This is a genomic window from Lautropia dentalis (assembly GCF_003892345.1).
Taxonomy (GTDB): Bacteria; Pseudomonadota; Gammaproteobacteria; order Burkholderiales; family Burkholderiaceae_E; genus Lautropia; species Lautropia dentalis.
Window position 1 is genome coordinate 930,498 of the sequence record NZ_RRUE01000001.1, and the last position, 21,938, is coordinate 952,435.

Annotated in this window: 17 protein-coding genes and 3 pseudogenes; 13 read left to right on the forward strand and 7 right to left on the reverse strand. The window is 64.3% G+C overall.

Annotated elements, in window-relative coordinates; genetic code table 11:
* Positions 1–22 precede the first annotated feature (22 nt).
* Complete coding sequence (locus tag EHV23_RS03635) at positions 23–667, forward strand: YbhB/YbcL family Raf kinase inhibitor-like protein (protein ID WP_125094757.1); 645 nt, start codon at positions 23–25, stop codon at positions 665–667.
* 15 nt (positions 668–682) lie between these two features.
* Here the strand turns inward: EHV23_RS03635 and lexA are convergent.
* Positions 683–1,102, reverse strand: a pseudogene (gene lexA / locus EHV23_RS15880) (transcriptional repressor LexA); the annotation flags it as partial.
* Between the two features lie 305 nt (positions 1,103–1,407).
* Positions 1,408–1,615 (reverse strand): annotated as a pseudogene (locus tag EHV23_RS15885) (LexA family protein); the annotation flags it as partial.
* A gap of 688 nt (positions 1,616–2,303) precedes the next feature.
* Here EHV23_RS15885 and EHV23_RS03645 point away from each other — a divergent pair.
* Positions 2,304–2,630: an RNA recognition motif domain-containing protein gene (locus EHV23_RS03645; RefSeq protein WP_125094759.1), complete on the forward strand. Its 327-nt coding sequence runs from the start codon at positions 2,304–2,306 to the stop codon at positions 2,628–2,630.
* 358 nt (positions 2,631–2,988) lie between these two features.
* On the opposite strand, the gene EHV23_RS03650 is transcribed toward EHV23_RS03645, so the two are convergent.
* Positions 2,989–4,662 (reverse strand): electron transfer flavoprotein-ubiquinone oxidoreductase, encoded by a 1,674-nt coding sequence (locus EHV23_RS03650; RefSeq protein ID WP_125095494.1) that lies wholly within the window; start codon positions 4,660–4,662, stop codon positions 2,989–2,991.
* A gap of 441 nt (positions 4,663–5,103) precedes the next feature.
* Here EHV23_RS03650 and EHV23_RS03655 point away from each other — a divergent pair.
* The 5 genes and pseudogenes from EHV23_RS03655 to ftsB form a co-directional block, all read left to right on the forward strand.
* Positions 5,104–6,768 (forward strand): annotated as a pseudogene (locus tag EHV23_RS03655) (CTP synthase); the annotation flags it as partial.
* Between the two features lie 185 nt (positions 6,769–6,953).
* The gene (gene kdsA / locus EHV23_RS03660) at positions 6,954–7,811 is read left to right on the forward strand and encodes a 3-deoxy-8-phosphooctulonate synthase (protein WP_125094760.1); all 858 of its coding nucleotides are present in this window, start codon (positions 6,954–6,956) and stop codon (positions 7,809–7,811) included.
* A 168-nt stretch (positions 7,812–7,979) separates the two neighbouring features.
* Entirely contained in the window at positions 7,980–8,276 is a 297-nt protein-coding gene (locus EHV23_RS03665) for a DUF1330 domain-containing protein (protein WP_125094761.1), read from the forward strand.
* 12 nt (positions 8,277–8,288) lie between these two features.
* A complete protein-coding gene (eno, locus tag EHV23_RS03670; protein WP_125094762.1) occupies positions 8,289–9,578 on the forward strand; it encodes a phosphopyruvate hydratase in 1,290 nt (429 codons plus the stop codon).
* Positions 9,579–9,853: 275 nt separating this feature from the next.
* Entirely contained in the window at positions 9,854–10,150 is a 297-nt protein-coding gene (gene ftsB / locus EHV23_RS03675) for a cell division protein FtsB (RefSeq protein WP_125094763.1), read from the forward strand.
* Positions 10,151–10,156: 6 nt separating this feature from the next.
* Here the strand turns inward: ftsB and hslO are convergent, their stop codons facing one another.
* Genes hslO through EHV23_RS03690 form a run of 3 tightly spaced genes read right to left on the reverse strand, consistent with a single transcriptional unit; the run spans position 10,157 to position 11,965 of the window.
* Entirely contained in the window at positions 10,157–11,110 is a 954-nt protein-coding gene (gene hslO / locus EHV23_RS03680) for an Hsp33 family molecular chaperone HslO (protein ID WP_125094764.1), read from the reverse strand.
* The gene (locus EHV23_RS03685) at positions 11,098–11,625 is read right to left on the reverse strand and encodes a gamma carbonic anhydrase family protein (RefSeq protein WP_125094765.1); all 528 of its coding nucleotides are present in this window, start codon (positions 11,623–11,625) and stop codon (positions 11,098–11,100) included. The genes hslO and EHV23_RS03685 overlap by 13 nt, the downstream gene beginning before the upstream one ends.
* A 49-nt stretch (positions 11,626–11,674) precedes the next feature.
* A complete protein-coding gene (locus EHV23_RS03690; protein WP_125094766.1) occupies positions 11,675–11,965 on the reverse strand; it encodes a hypothetical protein in 291 nt (96 codons plus the stop codon).
* 485 nt (positions 11,966–12,450) lie between these two features.
* Between EHV23_RS03690 and EHV23_RS03695 the strand changes: the two genes are divergently transcribed.
* From EHV23_RS03695 to EHV23_RS16575, 3 genes are all read left to right on the forward strand, one after another.
* On the forward strand, positions 12,451–13,509 hold the full coding sequence (locus tag EHV23_RS03695) for a hypothetical protein (RefSeq protein WP_125094767.1): 1,059 nt from the start codon (positions 12,451–12,453) through the stop codon (positions 13,507–13,509).
* A 141-nt stretch (positions 13,510–13,650) separates the two neighbouring features.
* Positions 13,651–15,336, forward strand: coding sequence for an AIPR family protein (locus EHV23_RS03700; RefSeq protein ID WP_125094768.1), 1,686 nt, complete (start codon positions 13,651–13,653; stop codon positions 15,334–15,336).
* 28 nt (positions 15,337–15,364) lie between these two features.
* On the forward strand, positions 15,365–15,583 hold the full coding sequence (locus EHV23_RS16575) for an RNA ligase family protein (RefSeq protein WP_203228861.1): 219 nt from the start codon (positions 15,365–15,367) through the stop codon (positions 15,581–15,583).
* Positions 15,584–15,727: 144 nt separating this feature from the next.
* Here the strand turns inward: EHV23_RS16575 and EHV23_RS03705 are convergent, their stop codons facing one another.
* On the reverse strand, positions 15,728–16,987 hold the full coding sequence (locus EHV23_RS03705; RefSeq protein ID WP_125094769.1) for a hypothetical protein: 1,260 nt from the start codon (positions 16,985–16,987) through the stop codon (positions 15,728–15,730).
* A gap of 381 nt (positions 16,988–17,368) precedes the next feature.
* On the opposite strand from EHV23_RS03705, the gene EHV23_RS03710 reads away from it, so the two are divergent.
* The 3 genes from EHV23_RS03710 (at position 17,369) to EHV23_RS03715 (ending at position 21,907) form a co-directional block, all read left to right on the forward strand.
* Positions 17,369–18,442, forward strand: coding sequence for an RpnC/YadD family protein (locus EHV23_RS03710; RefSeq protein WP_125094770.1), 1,074 nt, complete (start codon positions 17,369–17,371; stop codon positions 18,440–18,442).
* Between the two features lie 82 nt (positions 18,443–18,524).
* Positions 18,525–18,680, forward strand: coding sequence for a hypothetical protein (locus EHV23_RS15175; RefSeq protein ID WP_158615822.1), 156 nt, complete (start codon positions 18,525–18,527; stop codon positions 18,678–18,680).
* Entirely contained in the window at positions 18,677–21,907 is a 3,231-nt protein-coding gene (locus EHV23_RS03715; RefSeq protein WP_125094771.1) for a UvrD-helicase domain-containing protein, read from the forward strand. The genes EHV23_RS15175 and EHV23_RS03715 overlap by 4 nt, the downstream gene beginning before the upstream one ends.
* Positions 21,908–21,938 lie beyond the last annotated feature (31 nt).

Here is a 21,938-nt window from a genome sequence, read left to right on the forward strand (position 1 = left end):
CCGATGAAAGGAGATGACACCGATGAAACTGCGCAGTGATTCCTTTGCAGCCGGTCAGCCCCTGCCCGGGAAGCTGGCCTTTGCCCGGCCGGATCCTGCCACCCGGGTGGCGCTGGCCGACAACCGCAATCCGCACCTGGCCTGGGACGAAGTGCCCGAGGGCACCCGGTCGTTTGCCATCCTGTGCGTCGACCATGACGCGCCGTCGAAGCCCGACGATGTCAATCACCCCGACCGCGAGGTACCGGCCGAGCTGCCACGGGCCGATTTCTATCACTGGATCCTGGTCGATCTGCCGGCTGGACGCCGGGCGCTGGAGGAGGGGGCCTATTCCAGCCAGGTCTCGCCGCGCGGCAAGCCCGGTCCCGAGCTGCCCGATGGCAGCCGCCAGGGGGTGAACGACTACACCCAGTGGTTTGCCACCGACCACGACATGAGTGGCGACTACTACGGCTACGATGGCGCCTGCCCGCCATGGAACGATGCGCTGGTGCACCGCTACGAGTTCATCGTGCATGCGCTGGATGTCGACCGCCTGCCGCTGGAGGGGCGTTTCGACGGCCGTCAGGTGCAGGATCTCATTGCCCGTCACAGCCTGGGCTCGGCCAGCATCACCGGCACCTATACGCTGAATGCCCGCCTGCTGCCGGCCACACCGGACGCCTGAGTGCCCGGCCTGTTGCTACAGCCGTGACGGCCGCTGCCGGATGAGCCCCACGCCGATACCCTCGATCTGGAACTCTTCCACCGCCGGATCGACCGTGATGGGCTGATAGGCCGGGTTTTCGGGCAGCAGGGCCAGAGTGCGGTGACGCTCGTCGCGCTGCAGGCGCTTGACCGTCACGTCGTTGCCCAGCCGGGCCACGACGATCTGCCCGTTGTGGGCGTCGGTGGTTGCCTTGACGGCCAGCAGGTCGCCGTCGAGCATGCCGGCGTCGCGCATGCTGTCGCCCTGCACCCGCAGCAGATAGTCGGGCCGGCGCTCGAACAGGCTGGCATCCAGGCTGTAGACGGCCTCCACGTGCTCCACGGCCAGCAGCGGCCGCCCGGCCGCCACCCGGCCGATGAGGGGCAGCGAAACACCGGGCACATCGGCCTGCGGCGCCGTTGCCATGCCGGCGCCCGTGCGCTGGGTGCCTGCGCGTGGGGCGGCCGGTGCCCGGGAACGCGACCGGGTGGAGGCGCCCACGGGCGGGCGGCCACGCAGTGCCGGCACGCCCGGTGGCGGGTCGTTCCAGTTGCCGCCGGCAGCGCCCACCGTATGGGCCGTGCGCCAGGCACCGGGATCGGCCGCCCGGCCATTCACGGGCAGCAGCACGTCTGTCACGGCTCCGGCGCTGGTCGCTGTGCCCGTACCCGGGAACGGGCCGTCGTGCCCGGCTGCCCGCAGCTCGGCCTCGGCGGGCGGCAGCAGGCGGATGCCGCGCGACATGCCGGCACAGGTTTCGATCATGCCCTTGCGGACCAGGGCCTTGAGATGGTCTTCGGCGGCGTTGACGGAGCGAAAGCCCAGGGCGTCGGCAATTTCGGCGCGGGTGGGCGGAAAACCGGTCTGTTCGAGGTGCAGCTGGATCTGCAGGAGCACTTCGCGCTGCCGGGGGGTGAGGGGGCGCATAGGCGAATCCATGAGTGCGGGTCATCTGTATTCTTGTCCAGTATCGACCGCTTGGCAAGTCGCAGTGCACCACGGGGGCATCCCGGGCGTGTCATGAGCTGCGTGTCATGTGCCTGGCAGGTGCCGGACAGCGCCATGACGCGTCCGGAAGGGGATTCAAGCTCCGGTACGCAAAAAAAGTTACAATCCCATATTGTGGCAATGCGGAATCGGTCGCGCGCGCTTTCTGTCTTATTTGCGTGCAAGTCTGGTGTACATTCAGGCAGTCCGACGGCGCAACCTCCTCATTGCGTTGCCGCCATTTCGTTGCATATCGTGCCGCCCGGGTTCCTGATCCGACGGCTGCGGTTCTCTCTCCGGTCCCGTGCTGTCCGGTGCGGATGTTCCCGTCCGGGGCGCCTGCGGCAGCGCGAGTCCCGGGCCGGGCAGATCCCGTTTCTCGCAGCGAAATGGTTCTCTCTCTTCCAGAGATTGCCATCGTCCCTTGCGCTGGCTCTCTACCGTTCGTAAGCACGGACGGCTGTTCTCGCTCGTTCTCGTCATGGCCCACCCCGCCTGCAGATGCCTGCCGCTGGCAGATCCTGCATGGCCAGGGGGGTTTGTGCTGCCCCTGCTGCTGGCCCAGGCGCGAGCGGCAGGCGGCCGCGTACCGTGTTTCGTCCATTTTCCTGGAAGTCTTACCTGTCAAATGTCCACCAAGATCTATGTCGGTAACCTGCCGTGGCGCACCACGGACCAGCAGCTGAACGACCTGTTTTCGGCCCATGGTGACGTGCTGAGTGTCCGCATCATTTCAGACCGCGACACCGGCCGCTCGCGCGGGTTCGCGTTCGTCACCATGACCACGGCGGATGGCGCACAGTCCGCCATCTCTGCCCTGAATGGTTCACTGCTGGAAGGGCGAACCCTGGTCGTCAACGAAGCCAACAACCAGGGCAGCCGGCCGGGTGCCGGCCGTGCCCCGGTCAGCGTCCGCACGGCCGATCCGGCCCCGCGCGACGACGACGGTCACTGACGGCGGTGCGCGGCCGCATCGGGCAGGGCAGCCCACCGCCGGGTGGCTGCCACTGCCGGTGTGCCGTGCGTGCGCCATCAGGCCCGCCCTGATGGCAGGGCGGGGAAACACGTCACGAGAACGCTGTGCGCCACAGAAAAAAGCGCCCTCCGGGGCGCTTTTTTCGATCCGGCTGCCGGGGCCGACGGTGGGTATGGCTGTGGTCGTGGATATGGCCGCAGGCGCCGTGTGCGGCTGCATGTCCCGGTCGTGCACTGTCTGTCATGCAGGGTAGCCAGGCTTGTCCGCGCACGGCGCCCTGTCAGCATATGGCGTAGACCTGCACGGTGACAAACGGGCCGCCAGCTTTCCTCACACGCTACATGCTGCTGTAGCCCGGCCCGCCGCCGCCCTCGGGCGGGGTCCAGATGATGTTCTGGGTGGGATCCTTGATGTCGCAGGTCTTGCAGTGCACACAGTTCTGTGCATTGATCTGCAGGCGCAGCCCCGAGCCATCCTCGTGCTCCACATACTCGTACACGGCGGCCGGGCAGTAGCGTGCCTCCGGGCCGGCATATTCGGGCAGGTTGATGGCCGTGGGCACGTTCGGGTCCTTCAGCCGCAGGTGCACCGGTTCCTGCTCCCCGTGGTTGACCCCCGAGAGATACACCGATGACAGGCGGTCGAAGGTCAGCTTGCCGTCCGGTCTCGGGTATTCGATGGGCTGGCATTCGCTGGCCGGTTTCAGGTAGAGATGGTCGGGTTTCTTCACGTGCAGGGTCACCGGCAGCCGGCCGCGGAACACCGTCTGGTCCAGTCCCACCAGCAGCGTGCCCATCACCAGTCCCTTGCCCATGGCGGCCTTGAAGTTGCGCGTTTTCCAGAGTTCCCCGTACAGCCACGAAGCCCGGAAGGCCTCCGGATAGGCCGACAGCTCGTCATGGGCGCGGCCTGCCTGCAGCGCATCGGCAAGGGCGCCGGCTGCCAGCATGCCGCTCTTGATGGCTGTGTGCGTCCCCTTGATGCGCGCTGCGTTCAGAAAGCCCGCATCGCAGCCCACCAGGCAGCCACCCGGAAACACCAGCTTCGGCAGGGCGTTGAGCCCACCTGCCGTGATGGCCCGGGCGCCGTATTCCAGCCGCCGGCCGCCCTCGAACATACCGCGCAGGGCAGGGTGCGTCTTCCAGCGCTGGAATTCCTCGAACGGTGACAGGTACGGGTTCTGGTAATTGAGCCCGACCACGAAGCCCGCCGCCACCCGGTTCTCGCCGAAGTGGTAGATGAAGCCACCGCCATAGGTGGCGTTGTCGAGCGGCCAGCCGGCCGTGTGCACGATCAGCCCGGGGCGAAAGTGCTCCGGCCGGACCTCCCACAGTTCCTTGATGCCAATGCCATAGCTCTGCGGATCGCTGTCGGCATCCAGCCGGAAACGTTCGATCAGGGCACGACCCAGATGCCCGCGCGAACCCTCGGCAAACACCGTGTAGCGGCCCAGCAGCTCCATGCCCGGCTGGAAGGCATCGGTGGGCTGCCCGTCACGGTCCAGACCCATGTCGCCCGTCACCACGCCACGGACCTGGCCTTCCGCGGTGTAGAGCACCCGGGCGGCCGGAAAGCCGGGGTAGATCTCCACCCCCAGCGCCTCGGCCTGCCCGCCCAGCCAGCGCGTCAGCTGCGCCAGGCTGACGATGTAGTTGCCATGGTTCTGCATGGCCGGCGGCGTGGCCCAGGCCGGCACCTTCAGCTGGTGAGCGGCCGACAGGAACAACACCTCGTCGGTGGTGGCCGCCGTCATGGCGGGCGGATCGTTCTCCTTCCAGCCGGGCAGCAGCTCGTCCAGCGCGCCGGGGTCGATGACCGCGCCCGACAGGATGTGCGCGCCGACCTCGGCGCCTTTCTCGATCACGCAGACGCTGATGTCCTGGCTGCGTTCGGCCGCCAGCTGCTTCAGGCGGATGGCCGTGGCCAGCCCTGCCGGGCCTGCGCCCACCACCACCACATCGAATTCCATGGCATCGCGTTCGATGCCGTCGACCGGCTCATCCTGCCCCATGCCCATTCCCAGATTTCCGGTCATCGCCCGCACATATCCTCGGAGTTCATCATGCGCGCACATTGTCGGTGAAGGCTTGCGGCGGCGCAAACCCGCCGGTCAATGTTTTCCCTGCCAGCCGTGCGGGCATTGCCGCAGCCGTTCCCCTGGCGCTTCCGTGGCATCCCTGACCACAAGGCATCTTCCCCGCATCATGGAGCATGCCACGGCCGCAGGCTTGTCATGGGCGCCATGAGCGCACATTCCCCGCACCCGGGAGCAGCATGTCCAGCACGATCACCTTCTGCCGCAACTGCGTACATTCTCCCTGTGCCGGACACATGATCCGATCCGGCCTGCACAGCATGTACATGCCCCGCGCCAGGGACCATGTCCTGCCGCCCGTCCCCCCTTGGCAGCCGCCCGATCATTGCTACAATTACCATTTCCGGAAGGGCATACATGACCAAATATGTATTTGTCACCGGCGGCGTGGTGTCATCCCTGGGCAAGGGAATTGCCGCCGCCTCGATGGCCGCGCTGCTCGAATCGCGCGGTGTCAACGTCACGTTGATGAAGCTTGATCCCTACATCAACGTCGATCCGGGCACCATGAGCCCGTTCCAGCACGGTGAGGTCTTCGTCACCGAAGACGGTGCCGAAACCGACCTCGATCTCGGCCACTACGAGCGCTTCGTCTCCGCACGCATGCGCCGTTCCAACAACTTCACCACCGGCCAGATCTACGACTCCGTCATCCGCAAGGAGCGCCGGGGCGAATATCTCGGCCGCACCGTGCAGGTCATCCCGCACATCACCAACGAAATCCAGGCCTTCGTCGAACGCGGCGCCGGTGTCGGCACCCCGGCCGAGGCCGAGGTGGCCATCGTCGAGATCGGCGGCACCGTGGGCGACATCGAATCGTTGCCCTTCCTCGAGGCCGCCCGGCAGATGAGCCTCAAGGCCGGCCGCGGCAGTGCCTGCTTCGTGCATCTCACGCTGGTGCCCTATCTGGGCACGGCCGGCGAGCTGAAAACCAAGCCCACCCAGCACTCGCTGCAGGAGCTGCGCAAGATCGGCATCCAGGCCGACATGGTGCTGTGCCGGGCCGAGCGCAGCATCCCCGACGACGAGCGTGCCAAGATCTCCCTCTTTTCCAACATCCCGGTCGATCACGTCATTTCCGTGCGGGATGCCGACTCCATCTACAAGATCCCGCGCATGCTGCACGAGCAGAAGGTCGACGACATCCTGGTCGACCTGCTGAAGCTCGACCGCCCGCCGGCCGATCTGGGCATCTGGGACACCCTCATCCAGCGGCTCGAACATCCGCGTCACCATGTGCGCATCGCCATGGTCGGCAAGTATGTCGATCTCACCGAGTCCTACAAGTCGCTGACCGAGGCGCTGGTGCACGCCGGCATGCACACCTCCACCCGCATCGCCATCGACTATCTCGACTCCGAGCAGATCGAGCGTGACGGCACCGCCATGCTGGCCAACTACGACGCCATCCTCGTGCCGGGCGGCTTCGGCAAGCGTGGTGTCGAGGGCAAGATCAGGGCCATCCAGTACGCCCGCGAGCACAAGGTGCCGTACCTGGGCATCTGCCTCGGCATGCAGCTGGCCGTGGTCGAATATGCCCGCCACGTGGCCGGGCTCGACCGCGCCAACAGCACCGAGTTCGAACTCGACACCCCCAACCCGGTCATCGCCCTCATCACCGAATGGACCGACCGCAGCGGCAACGTCGAGCGCCGTGACCACTCCTCGGGCCTGGGCGGCACCATGCGCCTGGGTGCCCAGCGCTGCCCGGTCAGGTCCGGCACGCTGCTGGCCAGCATCTACGGTGACTCGGTCTACGAGCGTCACCGTCACCGCTTCGAGGTCAACAACGACTACGTCCACCGCCTGGAAGCCGCCGGTCTCACCATTGCCGCCCGCACCCCGGTCGAGGGGCTGACCGAGACCATCGAGCTGCCCACCCAGGGGGAACACGCCCATCCGTGGTTCCTCGGCGTGCAGTTCCACCCCGAGTTCACCTCCAACCCGCGCCACGGCCATCCGCTGTTCATCGCCTACATCAAGGCCGCCCTCGCCCACGCCGGCGAACAGCGCAGGCAGGCGGCCGGCGCCGAGGGCGATGCAGCCCCTGGAGCCGTTGCTGCGGGTGTTTCCGGTTCCCCGGTGTCCGCCGCCGGCGTGGGCAGTGCCACGGCGGCCACGCCCGCTTCCGCCGCTGTGTCCGCTGCAGCCGCAACCGCTTCGGGCTGCGGCTGCGCGTCCACCGCCCCTGCACAGGAGCCCGCCACATGAAAATCGCCGGACGCACCGCCGGGCTCGACCAGCCGTTCTTCCTGCTGGCCGGCCCCTGCGCCATCGAATCCGAACAGCTCGCGCTCGACACTGCCGGCCAGCTGAAGGAAATCTGCGCCGCGCTGGACATCCCCTTCGTCTACAAGTCGTCCTTCGACAAGGCCAACCGCAGCTCGGGCAAATCCTTCCGCGGCCCGGGCATGGAAGGCGGCCTGCGCATCCTCGCCGAAGTGAAGCGCCAGATCGGCGTGCCGGTCGTCACCGACGTGCACGAGATCGACCAGATCAAACCCGTGGCCGAGGTGGTGGACGTACTGCAGACGCCGGCCTTCCTGTGCCGCCAGACCGACTTCATCAACGCGGTGGCTGCCAGTGGCCGGCCGGTCAACATCAAGAAGGGCCAGTTTCTCGCCCCGCACGACATGAAGCAGGTCGTGGCCAAGGCCCGTGCCGCCGCGAAGGAGGCCGGGGTCGACGAAGACTGCGTCATGGTCTGCGAGCGGGGCGCCAGCTTCGGCTACAACAACCTCGTCTCCGACATGCGTTCGCTGGCCATCATGCGCGAAACGGACTGTCCCGTCGTGTTCGACGCCACCCACTCGGTGCAGCTGCCGGGCGGGCAGGGCGACCGCTCCGGTGGCCAGCGCGAATTCATCCCCGTACTCGCACGGGCCGCCGTGGCCACCGGCGTGGCCGGCCTCTTCATGGAAACCCACCCCGATCCGGAACATGCACTGTCCGACGGCCCCAATGCGTGGCCGCTGGCTCGCATGCGCGACCTGCTGGCCACGCTGAAGGAACTGGACGCCGTGGTCAAGCGCCAGGGCTTTGCCGAACTGGACCTGGCCGGTTGAGGCAGGTCATGTATGGCCTGGCTGGCTGCAGGTGCCTGTCCGGACGAAGGGCTACGGCCGTCTGTTGCGCCGCGACCTTTCCGCAAGGTTTTATCCCCCGGGAAAGCCCCAATGCAGGCATAATCCCGAAAGTAAAGGAATGTCATAGATTTCCAGGGAGGTAACCCCATGGCAGCCTACGTGATCGCCGACATTGCCGGTGTCACCGACGCCGAGAAGATCGCCGCCTACCGCGAACTCTCCACCCGGGCCACCGCGGCCGGGGGCGGGCGTTTCGTCGCCCGGGGCGGGCAGGTCGATGTCTTCGAGGGCAACTGGAGACCCGAGCGCATCGTCATCATCCGTTTCGATGACATGGACGCGGCGCGCCGGTACTATGATTCGGAGCAGTACCGCCAGGCCCGCGCCACGCGGGCAGGCGCAACCGCACAGTTCAACATGATCTGTGTTGAAGGCTTAGATTGAGGAGAAAGGCCAATGAGTACAATCGTCGACATTATCGGGCGTGAGATCATCGACTCGCGCGGCAACCCCACCGTCGAGTGCGATGTCCTGCTCGAATCCGGTGTGATGGGTCGTGCCGCCGTGCCGTCCGGTGCTTCCACCGGCTCCCGCGAAGCCATCGAACTGCGTGACAACGACGCCAAGCGCTACGGCGGCAAGGGCGTGCTGAAGGCGGTCGAGAACATCAACACCGAAATCTCCGAGGCCGTGCTGGGCCTGGATGCCACCGAACAGGCCTACGTCGACCGTACCCTGATCGAGCTGGACGGTACCGACAACAAGGCCAACCTGGGCGCCAACGCCATGCTGGCCGTGTCCATGGCCGTGGCCCGTGCCGCTGCCGAAGAATCCGGCCTGCCGCTGTACCGTTACTTCGGCGGTTCCGGCCAGATGGCCCTGCCGGTCCCGATGATGAACGTCATCAACGGCGGCGCCCACGCCAACAACAACCTCGACCTGCAGGAATTCATGATCATCCCGCTGGGTGCCCCCACCTTCCGGGAAGCCCTGCGCTATGGTGCCGAAACCTTCCACGCCCTCAAAAAGCTGATCAACGACGCCGGCATGCCCACCTCCGTCGGTGACGAAGGCGGCTTCGCCCCGTCCGTCGACAGCCACGAGGCAGCCCTGAAACTGATCGTTCAGGCCATCGAGAAGGCCGGCTACCGTCCGGGCGAAGACATCGCCCTGGGTCTGGATTGCGCCTCCAGCGAGTTCTACAAGGACGGCAAGTACAACCTGGCCGGCGAGAAGAAAGTGCTCACCGCCGCCGAGTTCACCAAGCTGCTGTCCGACTGGGTGGCCAAATACCCGATCATCTCCATCGAAGACGGCATGGCCGAAAACGACTGGGATGGCTGGAAGCACCTCACCGAGCGCCTGGGCGACAAGGTCCAACTGGTGGGCGACGACCTGTTCGTCACCAACACCAAGATCCTGCGCGAGGGCATCGACAAGGGCATCGCCAACTCGATCCTCATCAAGGTCAACCAGATTGGCACCCTGACGGAAACCTTCTCCGCCATCGAACTGGCCAAGACCCACGCCTACACCGCCGTGGTCTCCCACCGCTCCGGTGAAACCGAAGACACCACCATCGCCGACATCGCCGTGGCCACCAACGCCATGCAGATCAAGACCGGCTCCATGTCCCGCAGCGACCGTATCTCCAAATACAACCAGCTGCTGCGCATCGAGGAAGATCTGGGCGAAACCGCTGTCTACCCGGGCCGCGACGCCTTCTACAGCATCCGCCGTCGCTGATGCCGTACCCTGTGGTGCGTCCTGCGTGGCGCACCACAGGGGCGTCCGTCACGAAAATGGTCCGTTCGCGGGCCATTTTTGTTTACCATCGTGGTTTTGTTTACCATCGGCAGCCAAGGAGCCGCAGGACTTTGCAGAGGCTCCCCAGCGGAAGATGCCGGCCCCGGCGTCTCCGTCTGCCCCTGGCCCCCTTGGGTGTGCAGGGGTGTCCCTGCGTCTGCCTGCACCCGCACATGGCATGGACGGCGCAGCCCCTTCCTCCTTTTCATTTTGCAATGCGTCTGCTCTTCGTTGCCCTGGCCAGTCTGCTCGTTCTCATCCAGTACCCGCTGTGGCTGGGGCAGGGCAGCTGGTCGCGCGTCTGGCAGCTGAGCGAATCGCTGGCCCTGCAGCGCGAGGTCAACACCGGCAAGCGCCTGCGCAACGAGGGCCTGGAAGCCGAAGTGGAAGACCTGCGCAGCGGCACCTCGGCCGTGGAAGAACGTGCCCGCTACGGGCTGGGCATGGTCAAGCCCGACGAGATCTTCGTGCAGATCAACCCGTCACCGGACTCGCCCGCCACCGGGCACTGATACAAATCAGCGTGTCACCTCGGGCACCGCACCGGCCTCCGCCTCGGGCTCCAGGAACAGCGCCGCCACCTGCTGCGCATCGAAGCGGTAGGGCAGCCGGCAGAACTCGCAGTTCACCTGAATGGCGCCCTGCTGTTCCTCCAGAATGGCTTCCACCTCCTCGCGGCCCAGCATCTTCAGCATGCCGGCCACCTTCTCGCGCGAGCAGGTGCACTCGAAGCGCGGCCTGCGCTCGTCATAGGCGCTGATCTCCGTCTCCCAGAACAGCCGGCGCAGCACCTCCTCCGGCGGCAGGTTCAGCATTTCCTCGCGCGTCAGCGTATCGGCCAGCGCCTGCACCTGTTCCCACAGCAGCCGGCCCTCGTCGTCATCGGTGGCCAGCTGGTCGCTCGTGCCCGGCATCACCTGCAGCAGCAGCCCGAACACACTCTGCTCGCTGGCCGCCAGCCACAGCCGCGAGGGCAGCTGCTCCGACAGGCTCATGTAGTTCTCCAGCACCTCGGCCACCGTATCCCCTTCGAAGGGGATGATGCCCTGGTACGGATTGTCCAGCCCGTCCACCGCACGGGCCGTATTCTTTGCGGGCAGCAGTGTTACCGCAAAACGGCCACTGCCGTCCGGATTCACCAGATCGCCAAACGACGCATCGTGCGGAATGGCCATGCCTTCCTGCAGCTTCACCGTGGCCCGGAAACGGCCGTCTGCCTGGCACTCCGCCACGAACAGCCGGGCCGGCCCCGTCCCCTGGATCTGCAGCAGCAGGCTCCCGTCGAACTTCAGTGACGAGGCCAGCAGCAGCCCCGCTGCCGTCAGCTCGCCCATCCGTTCGCGAACGGTCGGCGGCACATCCCGCTCACCATAGCGCTGGTGATGCGTCACCAGCGGCAGCCAGCTCCTGTCGAGCCGCACCACCTGGCCACGTATCCGTTCGTTGAACCCAAACCGAATCAAACTGTCCATGCTTTCAGATCCTGTGTATAGCGCGCAGCGTGCGCCTGATAGGTAGCAGCCGGGCGGGCCAGCCCCGCGATCTCGTCGGCCGTCAGCGGCCGTACGGCCCTGGCTGGTGCCCCCAGAATGAGCCAGCCATCCTCGAAGACCCGGCCCTCCGTCACCAGCGCGCCCGCACCCACCAGACAGTTGCGGCCGATCCGTGCCCGATTCAAGACCACCGCCTGCATGCCGATCAGCGACCCGTCACCCACCGTGCAGCCATGCAGCATGGCCTGGTGGCCCACCGTCACGTTCTGGCCGATGGTCAGCGGCACGCCCTGGTCTGCGTGCAGCACAGCATTGTCCTGCACATTGCTGCCATGGCCCACGGTGATCGTGTCATTGTCGCCGCGCAGCACGGCACCGAACCACACGGTGGCCTTTTCACCGAGGTGTACATCACCCACCAGCGTGGCGGTGGGGGCCACCCAGCTGCCGCGGGCGAGGGTGGGATGCAGGGGGCCCAGGGCGTAGAGGGGCATGGGAGGTCTCCGTGGTATGTGTTAGACGGTATTCTTGCCGGGGGCAGGGTTAGCGGGCCGAGTCGTCCCGGGCATATGCCCGGAAGCGTTCCAGCTCTTCGGCGCTGGCCTGGGGGGCCGGTTCTGTCGATGTTTCATATGAAAGCAGCGGGTCCAGTCCGTCCCGGTCCAGTCGTACCCGTGTGGCCCGGGCGGCAGCACGAAACTTCTCGATGAGTTCATCGGAAGTAATATCCACGAACTCGTCATTCTCGTAGGCGCGAAGGATGTCCCATTCTGCGGGGTCCAGCGCCATGGCGGCTTCAAGGTCGACTTCGGGTATTTTTTCAATCGGGCTCATCGTTGTTCCCTGGGGTTATGGGTTGCCTTTCTTTCCAGGAAAGCTTGTCTTCAGTGTGCACCAGATGTCAACACACAATTGCAAGCGCCTTGGATGTCTCCGAAGCGTCGACAGATCGCTTCTGACGGCCTGGCATGCCCTGTGTACCCCCCTTGCGACACCGGCTGCAGTTCCCGCTGGCCCCACCCCCAGGCAGGCCCCATAATCTCCCGTTCATCGGGAGACTTCCCCCGCCCATGCCCACCCAGCTCACCCAGGCGCCTACCCCCGGCGCCCGTGTCCTCATTCGCGACGAAGAAGGGCTCGTCCAGCGTGCCGAGTGGGAACGGCAGTAAGGTGTGGACGTATCCAGGTGACCTGATCCGGTCGACCTAACCCAGATGGCCTAATCCGGTTGACCACTGGTGCGACAGCTTCCTCGCCGCACATCGCTGTCCCTGCTGCAATGCCCGGGTTGTTTCCCCTCAACCCCACAGGCATGCATCATGACCGACAGCGATGACATCAAGGCCCGTGCGTCTTCGCCCGCCACCCGCGCAGCAAAGGCCGACAGGGAAGAATCCCCGGCCCGGAAAAAGCGCAGGCAACGCAGGAAGCGCCACAGTCACGACCAGTATTTCAAGAGCCTCATCATCCAGTACCCCCGCGAGGCCATCCGGCTGTTCGACCCGAAGCGTGGCGCCCTGCTGGACGAAAGCGCCGTCATCACGCCCATTCGGCAGGAGCTGCCGGCAGACCGGCTGGGCGAGCGCTTCCATGAACTTGACGTGCCCCTGGAGATTCGCTGGCCCGACGGACGGCGCAAGGCGATCATCATCATGATCGAGCAGCAGACCGTGCCCAGCCGCTTTCGTCTCAAGAAGATGGCCATCTACTATTTGCTGCTGTCGGAACTCTGCAAGACCGATGCGATTGTGCCGGTCACGGTATTCCTGCACCGTGGCCGCGACATTCCGGAGCAGCTCGATATGATGGTGGATGACGACCGGTTCATGTGGTTCCGCTATGTGTCGGTGGTCTTGCCAGACTGGCAGGCCATCGACCACATCGATACGGACAACGTGGTCGAGCAGGTGCTGCTGACCACCATGTCCGGCAAGGGGCTGGACAGGGTCGACATCGTCGGCAGGGCCATCCGCAACCTGATCCGGCTGGAGAAGGACATCGACAACGTATTGAATTTCGAGAAGTTCATCCGCGCCTATGCACAGCTTGACGCGGAAGAAGAGCGCCGGTACAAAGAGATCTATGCACAGGAGGACGCACACATGATGAGCGTACGGGAAGAGCTGGAGCGCAGGGGTGAACGCCGTGGCCGCCGGATCGGCCGTGAAGAGGGTCGCGAGGAAGGTCGTGCCGAGGGCCGCGAGGAGGGCCGCCAGAACGCCCGGCAGACCCTGATCAGCCTGCTGACCGCCAAGTTTGGTGCCTCGGCGGCAGGGGTGCTGGACCGGGTGGAAGCAGGCAGCCAGGAGCAGCTTGCTCGCTGGACGCTGGCAGTGCTTACCGCCAATACGCCGGAGGAAGTGTTCCGGTTGCAGTGAGCGGCCGTGTGTGCCGGAAGGTAGACGGTCTGTGGCACGGGTATCCGGGGCCGCCTTGCCTGCCGGCCGGTGTTCTGGGGGCGGGGCTGTCCGGCTCCCGTTATCATGGCGGTCGCAGTCGGGCCGCCATTTTTGTCAACCATGAACCTCAACGCCTCCATCATCGACCAGCGCCTCACGGGCATCCAGGACGAGATCCGTTCCCTAGCCTCAACCGAACTGGCCATCACGGACCCCGGCCGCCTGAAGTCGCTGGCCTTTGTCTACCTCTGTGTCAAGGTCATGCTCGACCTGGAGGTCGAGGAGGCCTTCGACTGCCTGACCGAGGGCAGCGGTGACTTTGGTGTGGATGCGTTTCACATCACGGAAGAGTCGGACGGTGAGTTTGCGGTCACGGTCTTTCAGGGCAAGTACCGCAAGAGCCTCGACGGCACCTCAGCCTTTGAGCAGTCCGGCATCGAAGCCCTCATCAATGCCATCCGCTATCTGTTCGATCCGTCGGCGGAACTGGGCGCCATCAACGACCGGCTGCGGGCTCGGGTGGAGCAGGCCCGTTCGCTGGTGCGGGATGGCTTCATTCCACGCGTCCGGGCCATTGCGTGCAACAACGGGCTGATCTGGAATGCCCAGACGCAGGCATACATCGACCGTACCGGTTTTGGCAATCAGGTGAGCTGGGAGCACGTCAACCACGACGTGCTGGTTGGTATTCTGGGTCGCATGCGTCCGGTGTCGGACACACTCCGTCTGACCGGCAGGGCCATTGTGGAAGACATGAACTTCAGCCGTGTCTGTGTAGGGCGCATGTCGGTGGGTGAGGTGGCCGCCCTGATGGACCGCCATGGTGAACGTCTGCTGGAGCGCAACATCCGCCGCTACCTGGGGTTGCATGGCAACCGTGTCAACGAGGCCATTCGGAACACGCTGAAGTCGTCGGAGTCATCGAACTTCTACTTCTTCAACAACGGCATGACACTGGTCTGTGACGATTTTGCCTACAACGGCCTGCAGAGCAGTGACTATCAGGTGAGGGTGGAAAACCTGCAGATCGTCAACGGCGGCCAGACCTGCATGACCATCTGCAGGACGGCCGAAGAGCTGAAACAGCAGGGCAGATCACTGCCGGACGACGCCACGGTGCTGGTGCGCATCTACAAGCTGCCATCGGACAATCAGGACATCGTGGCGCGTATCACGCACGCCACCAACAGCCAGAACCCGGTGGACCTGAAGGATCTGCGGGCCAACGACACCCGGCAGACGCAGCTGGAGCAGAGTATCAGCGCACTGGGTTACGCCTACCGCCGCAAACGGATGGAAACGGCACCACGCCCGCAGGACATCACCAGTGGGGCAGCAGCCGAGGCCGTGCTGGCCGTGTGGCGGCAGGCGCCACATCAGGCGCGTTTTCTCACGCGTGAGCACTTTGGCAAGCTTTACGGCACCATCTTCGCCGAGTCGCTCAATGGCGCTCAGGTGGTGCTGGCTGCGCTGCTGTACCGTATTTCCGAGAACCGCCGCCGCCGCCCACAGGAAGACGACCCAATGTTCGTGCGCTATGCGTCCTGCTTCATTGCCATGCAGATGGGGCGGCGCCTGCTGGCTGCCATGAGCGTGGGGCTGGAGCAGCTGGACCACCGTAACTTCGGGCAGGCGAGGGCGCTGATCGAATCCCGTGGCGAAGCGTGGTTCGTTCAGGCCCGTGAGGATGTCCAGCAGGCGCTGTCCAGCCTCTACGGCGGGCAGGAGGTTTCGGTGCAGCAGCTCTCGGCTACCTTCCGGCGCGGGGATCTGATCGAAGCGCTGCGGCGGCAGGAGGTGCGTTGACACTCTGAAGCTACCGTTTGGCGAGTGGGTGGCAGCTCGCCACTCGCTGGACTATATCGCCTTGCCGGACCGGTTTTTGCTCTTTGATGTGTATCATTGCACGCGGCAGGCTTTCTGGTCCTCAGTCCGTCGCAATGAACTGGCAGATGCTGCGGGTGTGGCGTTGGTCCCGTGTATTTTTCAAGGGCACGCCATGAATTGCTGCATTGCAGCATCTGGCGAGCCATACCCCCAGTCGATTTTGTAACGGTCAGTCGCTGGAGGGTATTGTCGTTCGTAGGGGTGGGCCGATGTGGAACGAGGTCCGTGCCAAACTGGTCCGTCCGGACTTCATTCAAGCCATGGACTCCCACTGGCGGGGCAGGGGCATCGAATGGAACCGGATCTTGCGTTAACCGTGTAGCAAGTCGATACTCGTTGGGTCGACCCGATATAGGTGCTTGCCAGTCTCTCCGTTGTACAGGGCGCTGCGGTCATCTTCCATGTACATGCCGCCTCCGCTGAACCGTAGGCCGTATTTCCAGTCTTCCTGCAACGTCCAGGTGGTGCAGGTCAACCGGTTTACATTGAAGTCGCTCATGATGTCCCAGCACAGGTCTACGTCACGCGTGTTGGGACCTGGGCGCCAGAAGAGTTTTGCAGTCCCCGCGCCGGCACGCCATGTCTGAATGGGCAGGTTGGCAGGAAAATAGGCTGTTCGGGAAAAGGTCTGTGCCTGCGTGGATACCAGGGTGAACTCCCGGTTGTACGTGTTCCATTTATCTGACTCGTCTTCCATCGGCCAGCCACGGCTCGTCTTGATTTTCATCTCTTCATCGAGGGTGAAGTCATTCTCTCCTGCGTGTCCCTTCACCGTCATGGTCATATTGATGAAGAGCTGGGTCGAATTGCAGCTGATACAAAAGACATTGGTCACTTGGGTGCTCACGTTTAGCTCGAAGTCACCCTTGGCAGGCTGGTAGCGCGAACTGGTCCCGTGATAGACGCCGCTTGGACTGATCTGTACATAGTTGTCCGGGGTGATCGCTGAGTATGCCATGATCCCTGGATATTTTTCATATTCAGGATAGGGAAGGATTTCACCACTGCGGGCGCTGACTGCAAACATCTGGTTCGGTCGCGGACGAAAGATAGGTGCGCGCTGCGGAACCCATATCGTATAGACAGGTGCCTTGGATTCCAGCATGGTCATGATCGCCTGGCCGCTCAGCTGGCCATCGCGTAGCAGTACTTGCTGTTCTGGCTGTGTGGTTGTGCCGTTCTTGTCTGGGTCCTCTGTTGCTGTTGTCTCTGAACCCTTGTTGTTTTGCTCTGCAGCGGTCGGGTTTGCGCCTGTTTCCGCGGTCTGGGTGGGTGAGGTGTCCTCCGGTTGAACTGGGGCGGGCTGCAAAGGGGGCGCCGCAGGTTTTTCTCTCGTATCCGGAGTTGCCTCGCTGTTGCCTGGTGCGTTTGCTGGGGGAGGTGGGGTAACGGCGCTTTGGGTCTGGGTGCTCACGACAGGGGCAGTTGGGCTGCTGGAAACGGCTTTCCCCGCCTCTGAATCACCACTCCCTCCTCCTCCACAGGCCGTCAGAAGCATTGTGATTGCCAGTCCCAATGGCTTGTGAGACAACATCATGGGTTTGGGAGGTTTTGTAGATTTTGTATTCATTTAGTGAATGAAATGGGTGTGTTGCGGGAGTGCCTTTCATCTGCGCCGGGCAGCGCTTCCGCTCCCCCTCCGCTGGCAAGTGGTCATCATGGCCCGGTTCGCAGTGGTAGAACGTGTTGAATAATAGCCATATCATCAATATAAGTGTATATATAAGCATTTTATGTTGTTTACATGTAACGTATATGTTGGGTATAGGGAATCCTAGGGAGGCGTGTGTCGGGTGGTCCTCCCGTAGCCCTTCCAGATTTGAACGGCCCATTTTGCCTAAGCCACACGGCCTAATCCGGATGGTCATCGGCGTGATGGTTTCCTCGCCGCGCATCGCTGTCCCTGCTGCAATGTCCGGGTCGTTTCCTCTCAACCCCACAGGCATGCATCATGACCGACAGCGACGACCCCAAGGCCCGTGCGTCTTCGCCTGCCACCGGCGCAGCAAAGGCCGAAAGGCGCAAAATCCCGGCCCGGAAAAAGCGCAGGCAGCGCCACAGTCACGACCAGTATTTCAAGAGTCTCATCATCCAGTACCCCCGCGAGGCCATCCGGCTGTTCGACCCGAAGCGTGGCGCCCTGCTGGACGAAAGCGCCGTCATCACGCCCATTCGGCAGGAGCTGCCGGCAGACCGGCTGGGCGAGCGCTTCCATGAACTTGACGTGCCCCTGGAGATTCGCTGGCCCGACGGACGGCGCAAGGCGATCATCATCATGATCGAGCAGCAGACCGTGCCCAGCCGCTTTCGTCTCAAGAAGATGGCCATCTACTATTTGCTGCTGTCGGAACTCTGCAAGACCGATGCGATTGTGCCGGTCACGGTATTCCTGCACCGTGGCCGCGACATTCCGGAGCAGCTCGATATGATGGTGGATGACGACCGGTTCATGTGGTTCCGCTATGTGTCGGTGGTCTTGCCAGACTGGCAGGCCATCGACCACATCGATACGGACAACGTGGTCGAGCAGGTGCTGCTGACCACCATGTCCGGCAAGGGGCTGGACAGGGTCGACATCGTCGGCAGGGCCATCCGCAACCTGATCCGGCTGGAGAAGGACATCGACAACGTATTGAATTTCGAGAAGTTCATCCGCGCCTATGCACAGCTTGACGCGGAAGAAGAGCGCCGGTACAAAGAGATCTATGCACAGGAGGACGCACACATGATGAGCGTACGGGAAGAGCTGGAGCGCAAGAGCGAACGTCGAGGTGAACGTCGAGGCGAACGCCGTGGCCGCCGGATCGGCCGCGAAGAGGGCCGTGAGGAAGGCCGTGCCGAGGGTCGCGAGGAGGGCCGCCAGAATGCGCGGCAGACCCTGATCAGCCTGCTGACCGCCAAGTTTGGCGCCTCGGCGGCTGGGGTGCTGGACCGGGTGGAAGCAGGCAGCCAGGAGCAGCTTGCGCGCTGGACGCTGGCGGTGCTCACCGCCAACACGCCGGAGGAGGTGTTCCGGCTGCAGTGAGCCATACGGGTCGATGTCGTACAGGATATGGGTCTCGTCGCTTGGGTATTGTCGTGTCAGGGACGACCATGATCTGTTCATCGTGGCCGGTTACAGGGGCGCATCGGCCTATGCGGCCGCGTTCAGCAGGGAGGAGGATGCTGGCGTGACCGAAGATTTCGAACAGGCCGAACGCTGCCTGCTGCTGGTGGCGGCCACCCGTGCCAAGCGGTATCTGGCGGTGCTGCAGCGATCATGACATTCGCACGGGAGCTGATTGCCCTGCATCCCCTGGTTGCCGTCCGTGAGGCCATGCAGGCAGCCAGCAAATATCTTCAGGTCGCCTTTCCCGAAAAGGCTGCGGCCTTTGAAATCCCCTCATGCCAGGCGCCGGCATTCGGCGGGGTGGCGCCTGATGGGGCAGCGCCTGAGCGGGCTGCGGCGGATACGCCGTCGCCCGGCGAGCCGGCAGCCGATGCACCCTTCGGTCCTTCAGGCGACGGGCAGGGCAGCTTCTTGTGCGGTCCCTGGCTGGCGCTGTCGGTTCACGACGAGGTGTCCTGCGTTCCCGAGCAGTGCTGGCACACACCGTTGGTCGAGGACATGGCACTGCTCGATCCGGGCAGTTACACCAGCGCGGCGGAGTGGCTGGCGGCCCAGGTGCCGCTCTGGCTGGGGGGCACCCCTGATACCTGGGAGGAGAGATGGGGGCTTGAGCCGGGTGCCCTCACGGGTGAACAGACCGGGCTGGACATGCCTGTGGCGCGTCCCGCCCTGCGTTGCCAGCTGGGGCAGGCACTTGCCGGGCATTCGGCCTTTCAGGCACTGTTGCAGGAAATGCGCTCGATAGGCAGCAGACATGTCCTGCTGCAGCATGTGCTGCATGTTCTGCACCAGCATCTGGATGGCCAGCTGCGCAGATGTGGTTTGCCCCGGGCGGAGCAGTCCCGCTTCATCGGGCTGTGGCTCGGCAGCCTGCTGGGACTGGCAGCCCATGCCTGCATGGCTCCCCGGGGCATGCCGCTGCGTGACGTCACCCCATCGGACCTGCAATGCCTGCTCCGGGTGGGGACGGTATTCCGGGTACGCAATCTGCAGCAGCTGGCTGCCGGGTTACCGGAGGATCGATCTTCCGGGGGCCGGGCCTTCCCTTGTGCCACGCCCGGCCAGGTGACGGTGGCTGGCCTGATGACGGCGATCCGGACCAGTCTGGGCGAATCATGCCGGACGGCCTTCGTCGTGACGCGCTCGGATGTGCTGCATGTCGGAATCGACAGTGCCTGGATGGAGACGCGTGGGCTGCATGGCGCGGGTGTTTTGCCGCAAGCCTGGGGTTTTCCGCCGAGGGTGTCGTCCCGCCGGCGGAGCGCTGTGCCCCAGATGGTCATTCACGCGCCAGTTCTGGAGGTATACGGCCGGATGAAGCCGTGGCCGCAGAGAAATCTGCGTGAATTCATTGGCCGCTTCCGGCACGACCCGCTGTCGCCGGCTTTCCGGTACGAGCGCCCCCGCCGGGCTGCCCAGGAGACGTTCTGGCAGGTTCGCATCGACGAGACACTTGCCGCGGTCGTGCTCAGGCCCGTCAGGGGCCGTATTTTTCATCTGCTCTGGGTGGGGGAGTATGAATCTGCCGACATGTGGGCATGGTCTCACCGTGTGTCGGTGCATCCGGATCTGGGTAGCATTCAGATCTGGGAACTGCGCGATGAAGATGGTTGGGTCATTGACTGGAATGTCCGCGCGACCGACGGCCTGATCTATGGTCATTATGCCACTGCCCCTTACGATGACGTGGAAGACGAAGATGGGGCTGACGCGGTATCGATGGTGCCCGTGCTGCGGGAGGTATCAGGGTTCTGTGCGCCCAGGCGGGCGAATGATCTCCTGAATGCGTTGCGGCCACCTCCGGTCCTTGGCCGGCTTTCCGACCGGCAGGTCCGGGCACTCGGTGTGCCCGGGATGCTCATCCGGGAGGTGCGGGCGATCTGTACCGGCAGTGACCTCGATGGCGTCGAGAGACTTCTGCCCCGCGAGGCGTTCGAGGCACTGTGCATGGTCGCTGCCGGCTGTTCACTGCGGGACACGTACATCGCGCTGTATGGACGCGATATCCTGGCTCCGGAGGCCGGTGCCGCCGCAGATGAGATGCGGGAGCAGGCTGCAGGTGCTGCGGCAGATGATGCAGCCGGACATGCAACCGGTGTCGCACCAGGGGATGCCACGGGTCCGGATGGTGACTCCTCTGCAGATGGTTTTCATGATATGCCGGCACCGACGGCGGTACCACCGGTCGATATCGACGATTTCGATGCCGCCGTCATGCGCGAAGGGCTTCGGCGGGATTTCGTGGTTGTCACGGCGGACACCGTGCTCGACAGGCTGCTGGGGGCATCGCAGGCACCCTGGCGCATCATGCTGCATCCTGCGCAGCGCCGGCTGGTCGCAGGCAACCGGAACGGCCCGGTCAGGGTCCTTGGTGGGCCGAGGGTGGGCAAGACAGTGGTTACGCTGCACCGTGCCCGCTGGCTGGCACGACATCATGGCGCGCTGCCCGGCAGGCCCGTCCTGTTCATCACGCTCAACGACGCCCAGGCTGCGGACACGCGCCGTGATCTGGCCCTGCTGTGCTCCCCTGCCGAATTCGGAAAAATTCTGGTCGTCAGCGTCCACAGTGAATTTCCAGGGCGGGATGAGGGCGAGCGGGCAATCCCGTCGCAGGGTGTCCATTACCCGGGAGGCTTTCGCGCCGTGGTGGTCGATGAGGCGCAGGACATCGACAGTATCAGGTGGCAACACATCCGTCGCATCCTGCTGCAGAACAGCAGGAACCTGTTCATCGCCGGTGATCTGCATCAGAGCGTTTACGAACCTTCGGCCGTGCTGGGCGGTGAAGACATCGACGCATGCGGACGCAGCCATGTGCTGAGGGTCGACTACCGCCAGGGGGAGGAGATTCGCGCCCTGGCTGTTTCCGGATTCAAGGGAAGACTGCTGGACGACAGCCTGCTGGGCTACCGGTCGGTTGCGCATGGGGGGCTTCCCCTGGTCATCGATTCGCCGTCACCGGAGGAGGATGTCTTCTGCATCCAGCAGATCCTGCGCCAGCACCGGGTCGCCATGACGGGCTCGCTGAGTTCGGTTGAATGGGAGCGTTCGTTTCAGCGACGTGTCTGTGTGATTGCACGCCAGCCCCTGACCGTGCACAAGGCGCTTGACCGGGCGGGCGTAGCGAATCTGTACCTACGGTCCAGTACATCCAACAGCGACGATCACCCGGGCATTCGCGTCTGTCGCATGAGCAGCCGTCTCAAGGGGCTGGAGTTCGACCTGGTGATTCTGGTCGATGACAGGCAGGACTTCAGTATCTCGTCGCCGGGCTCGTTGGCTGGCGTGAGCAGAACGCCCTGTCTGTCCAACCGCTGCATGCTGCTGGTGGCCTCCTCCCGCGCCAGACGTGGGCTGGTGGTGCTGCGGCGGGTTGAATGAAGGGGGCGTGTGCACTGTGTTGCCGGCGCAT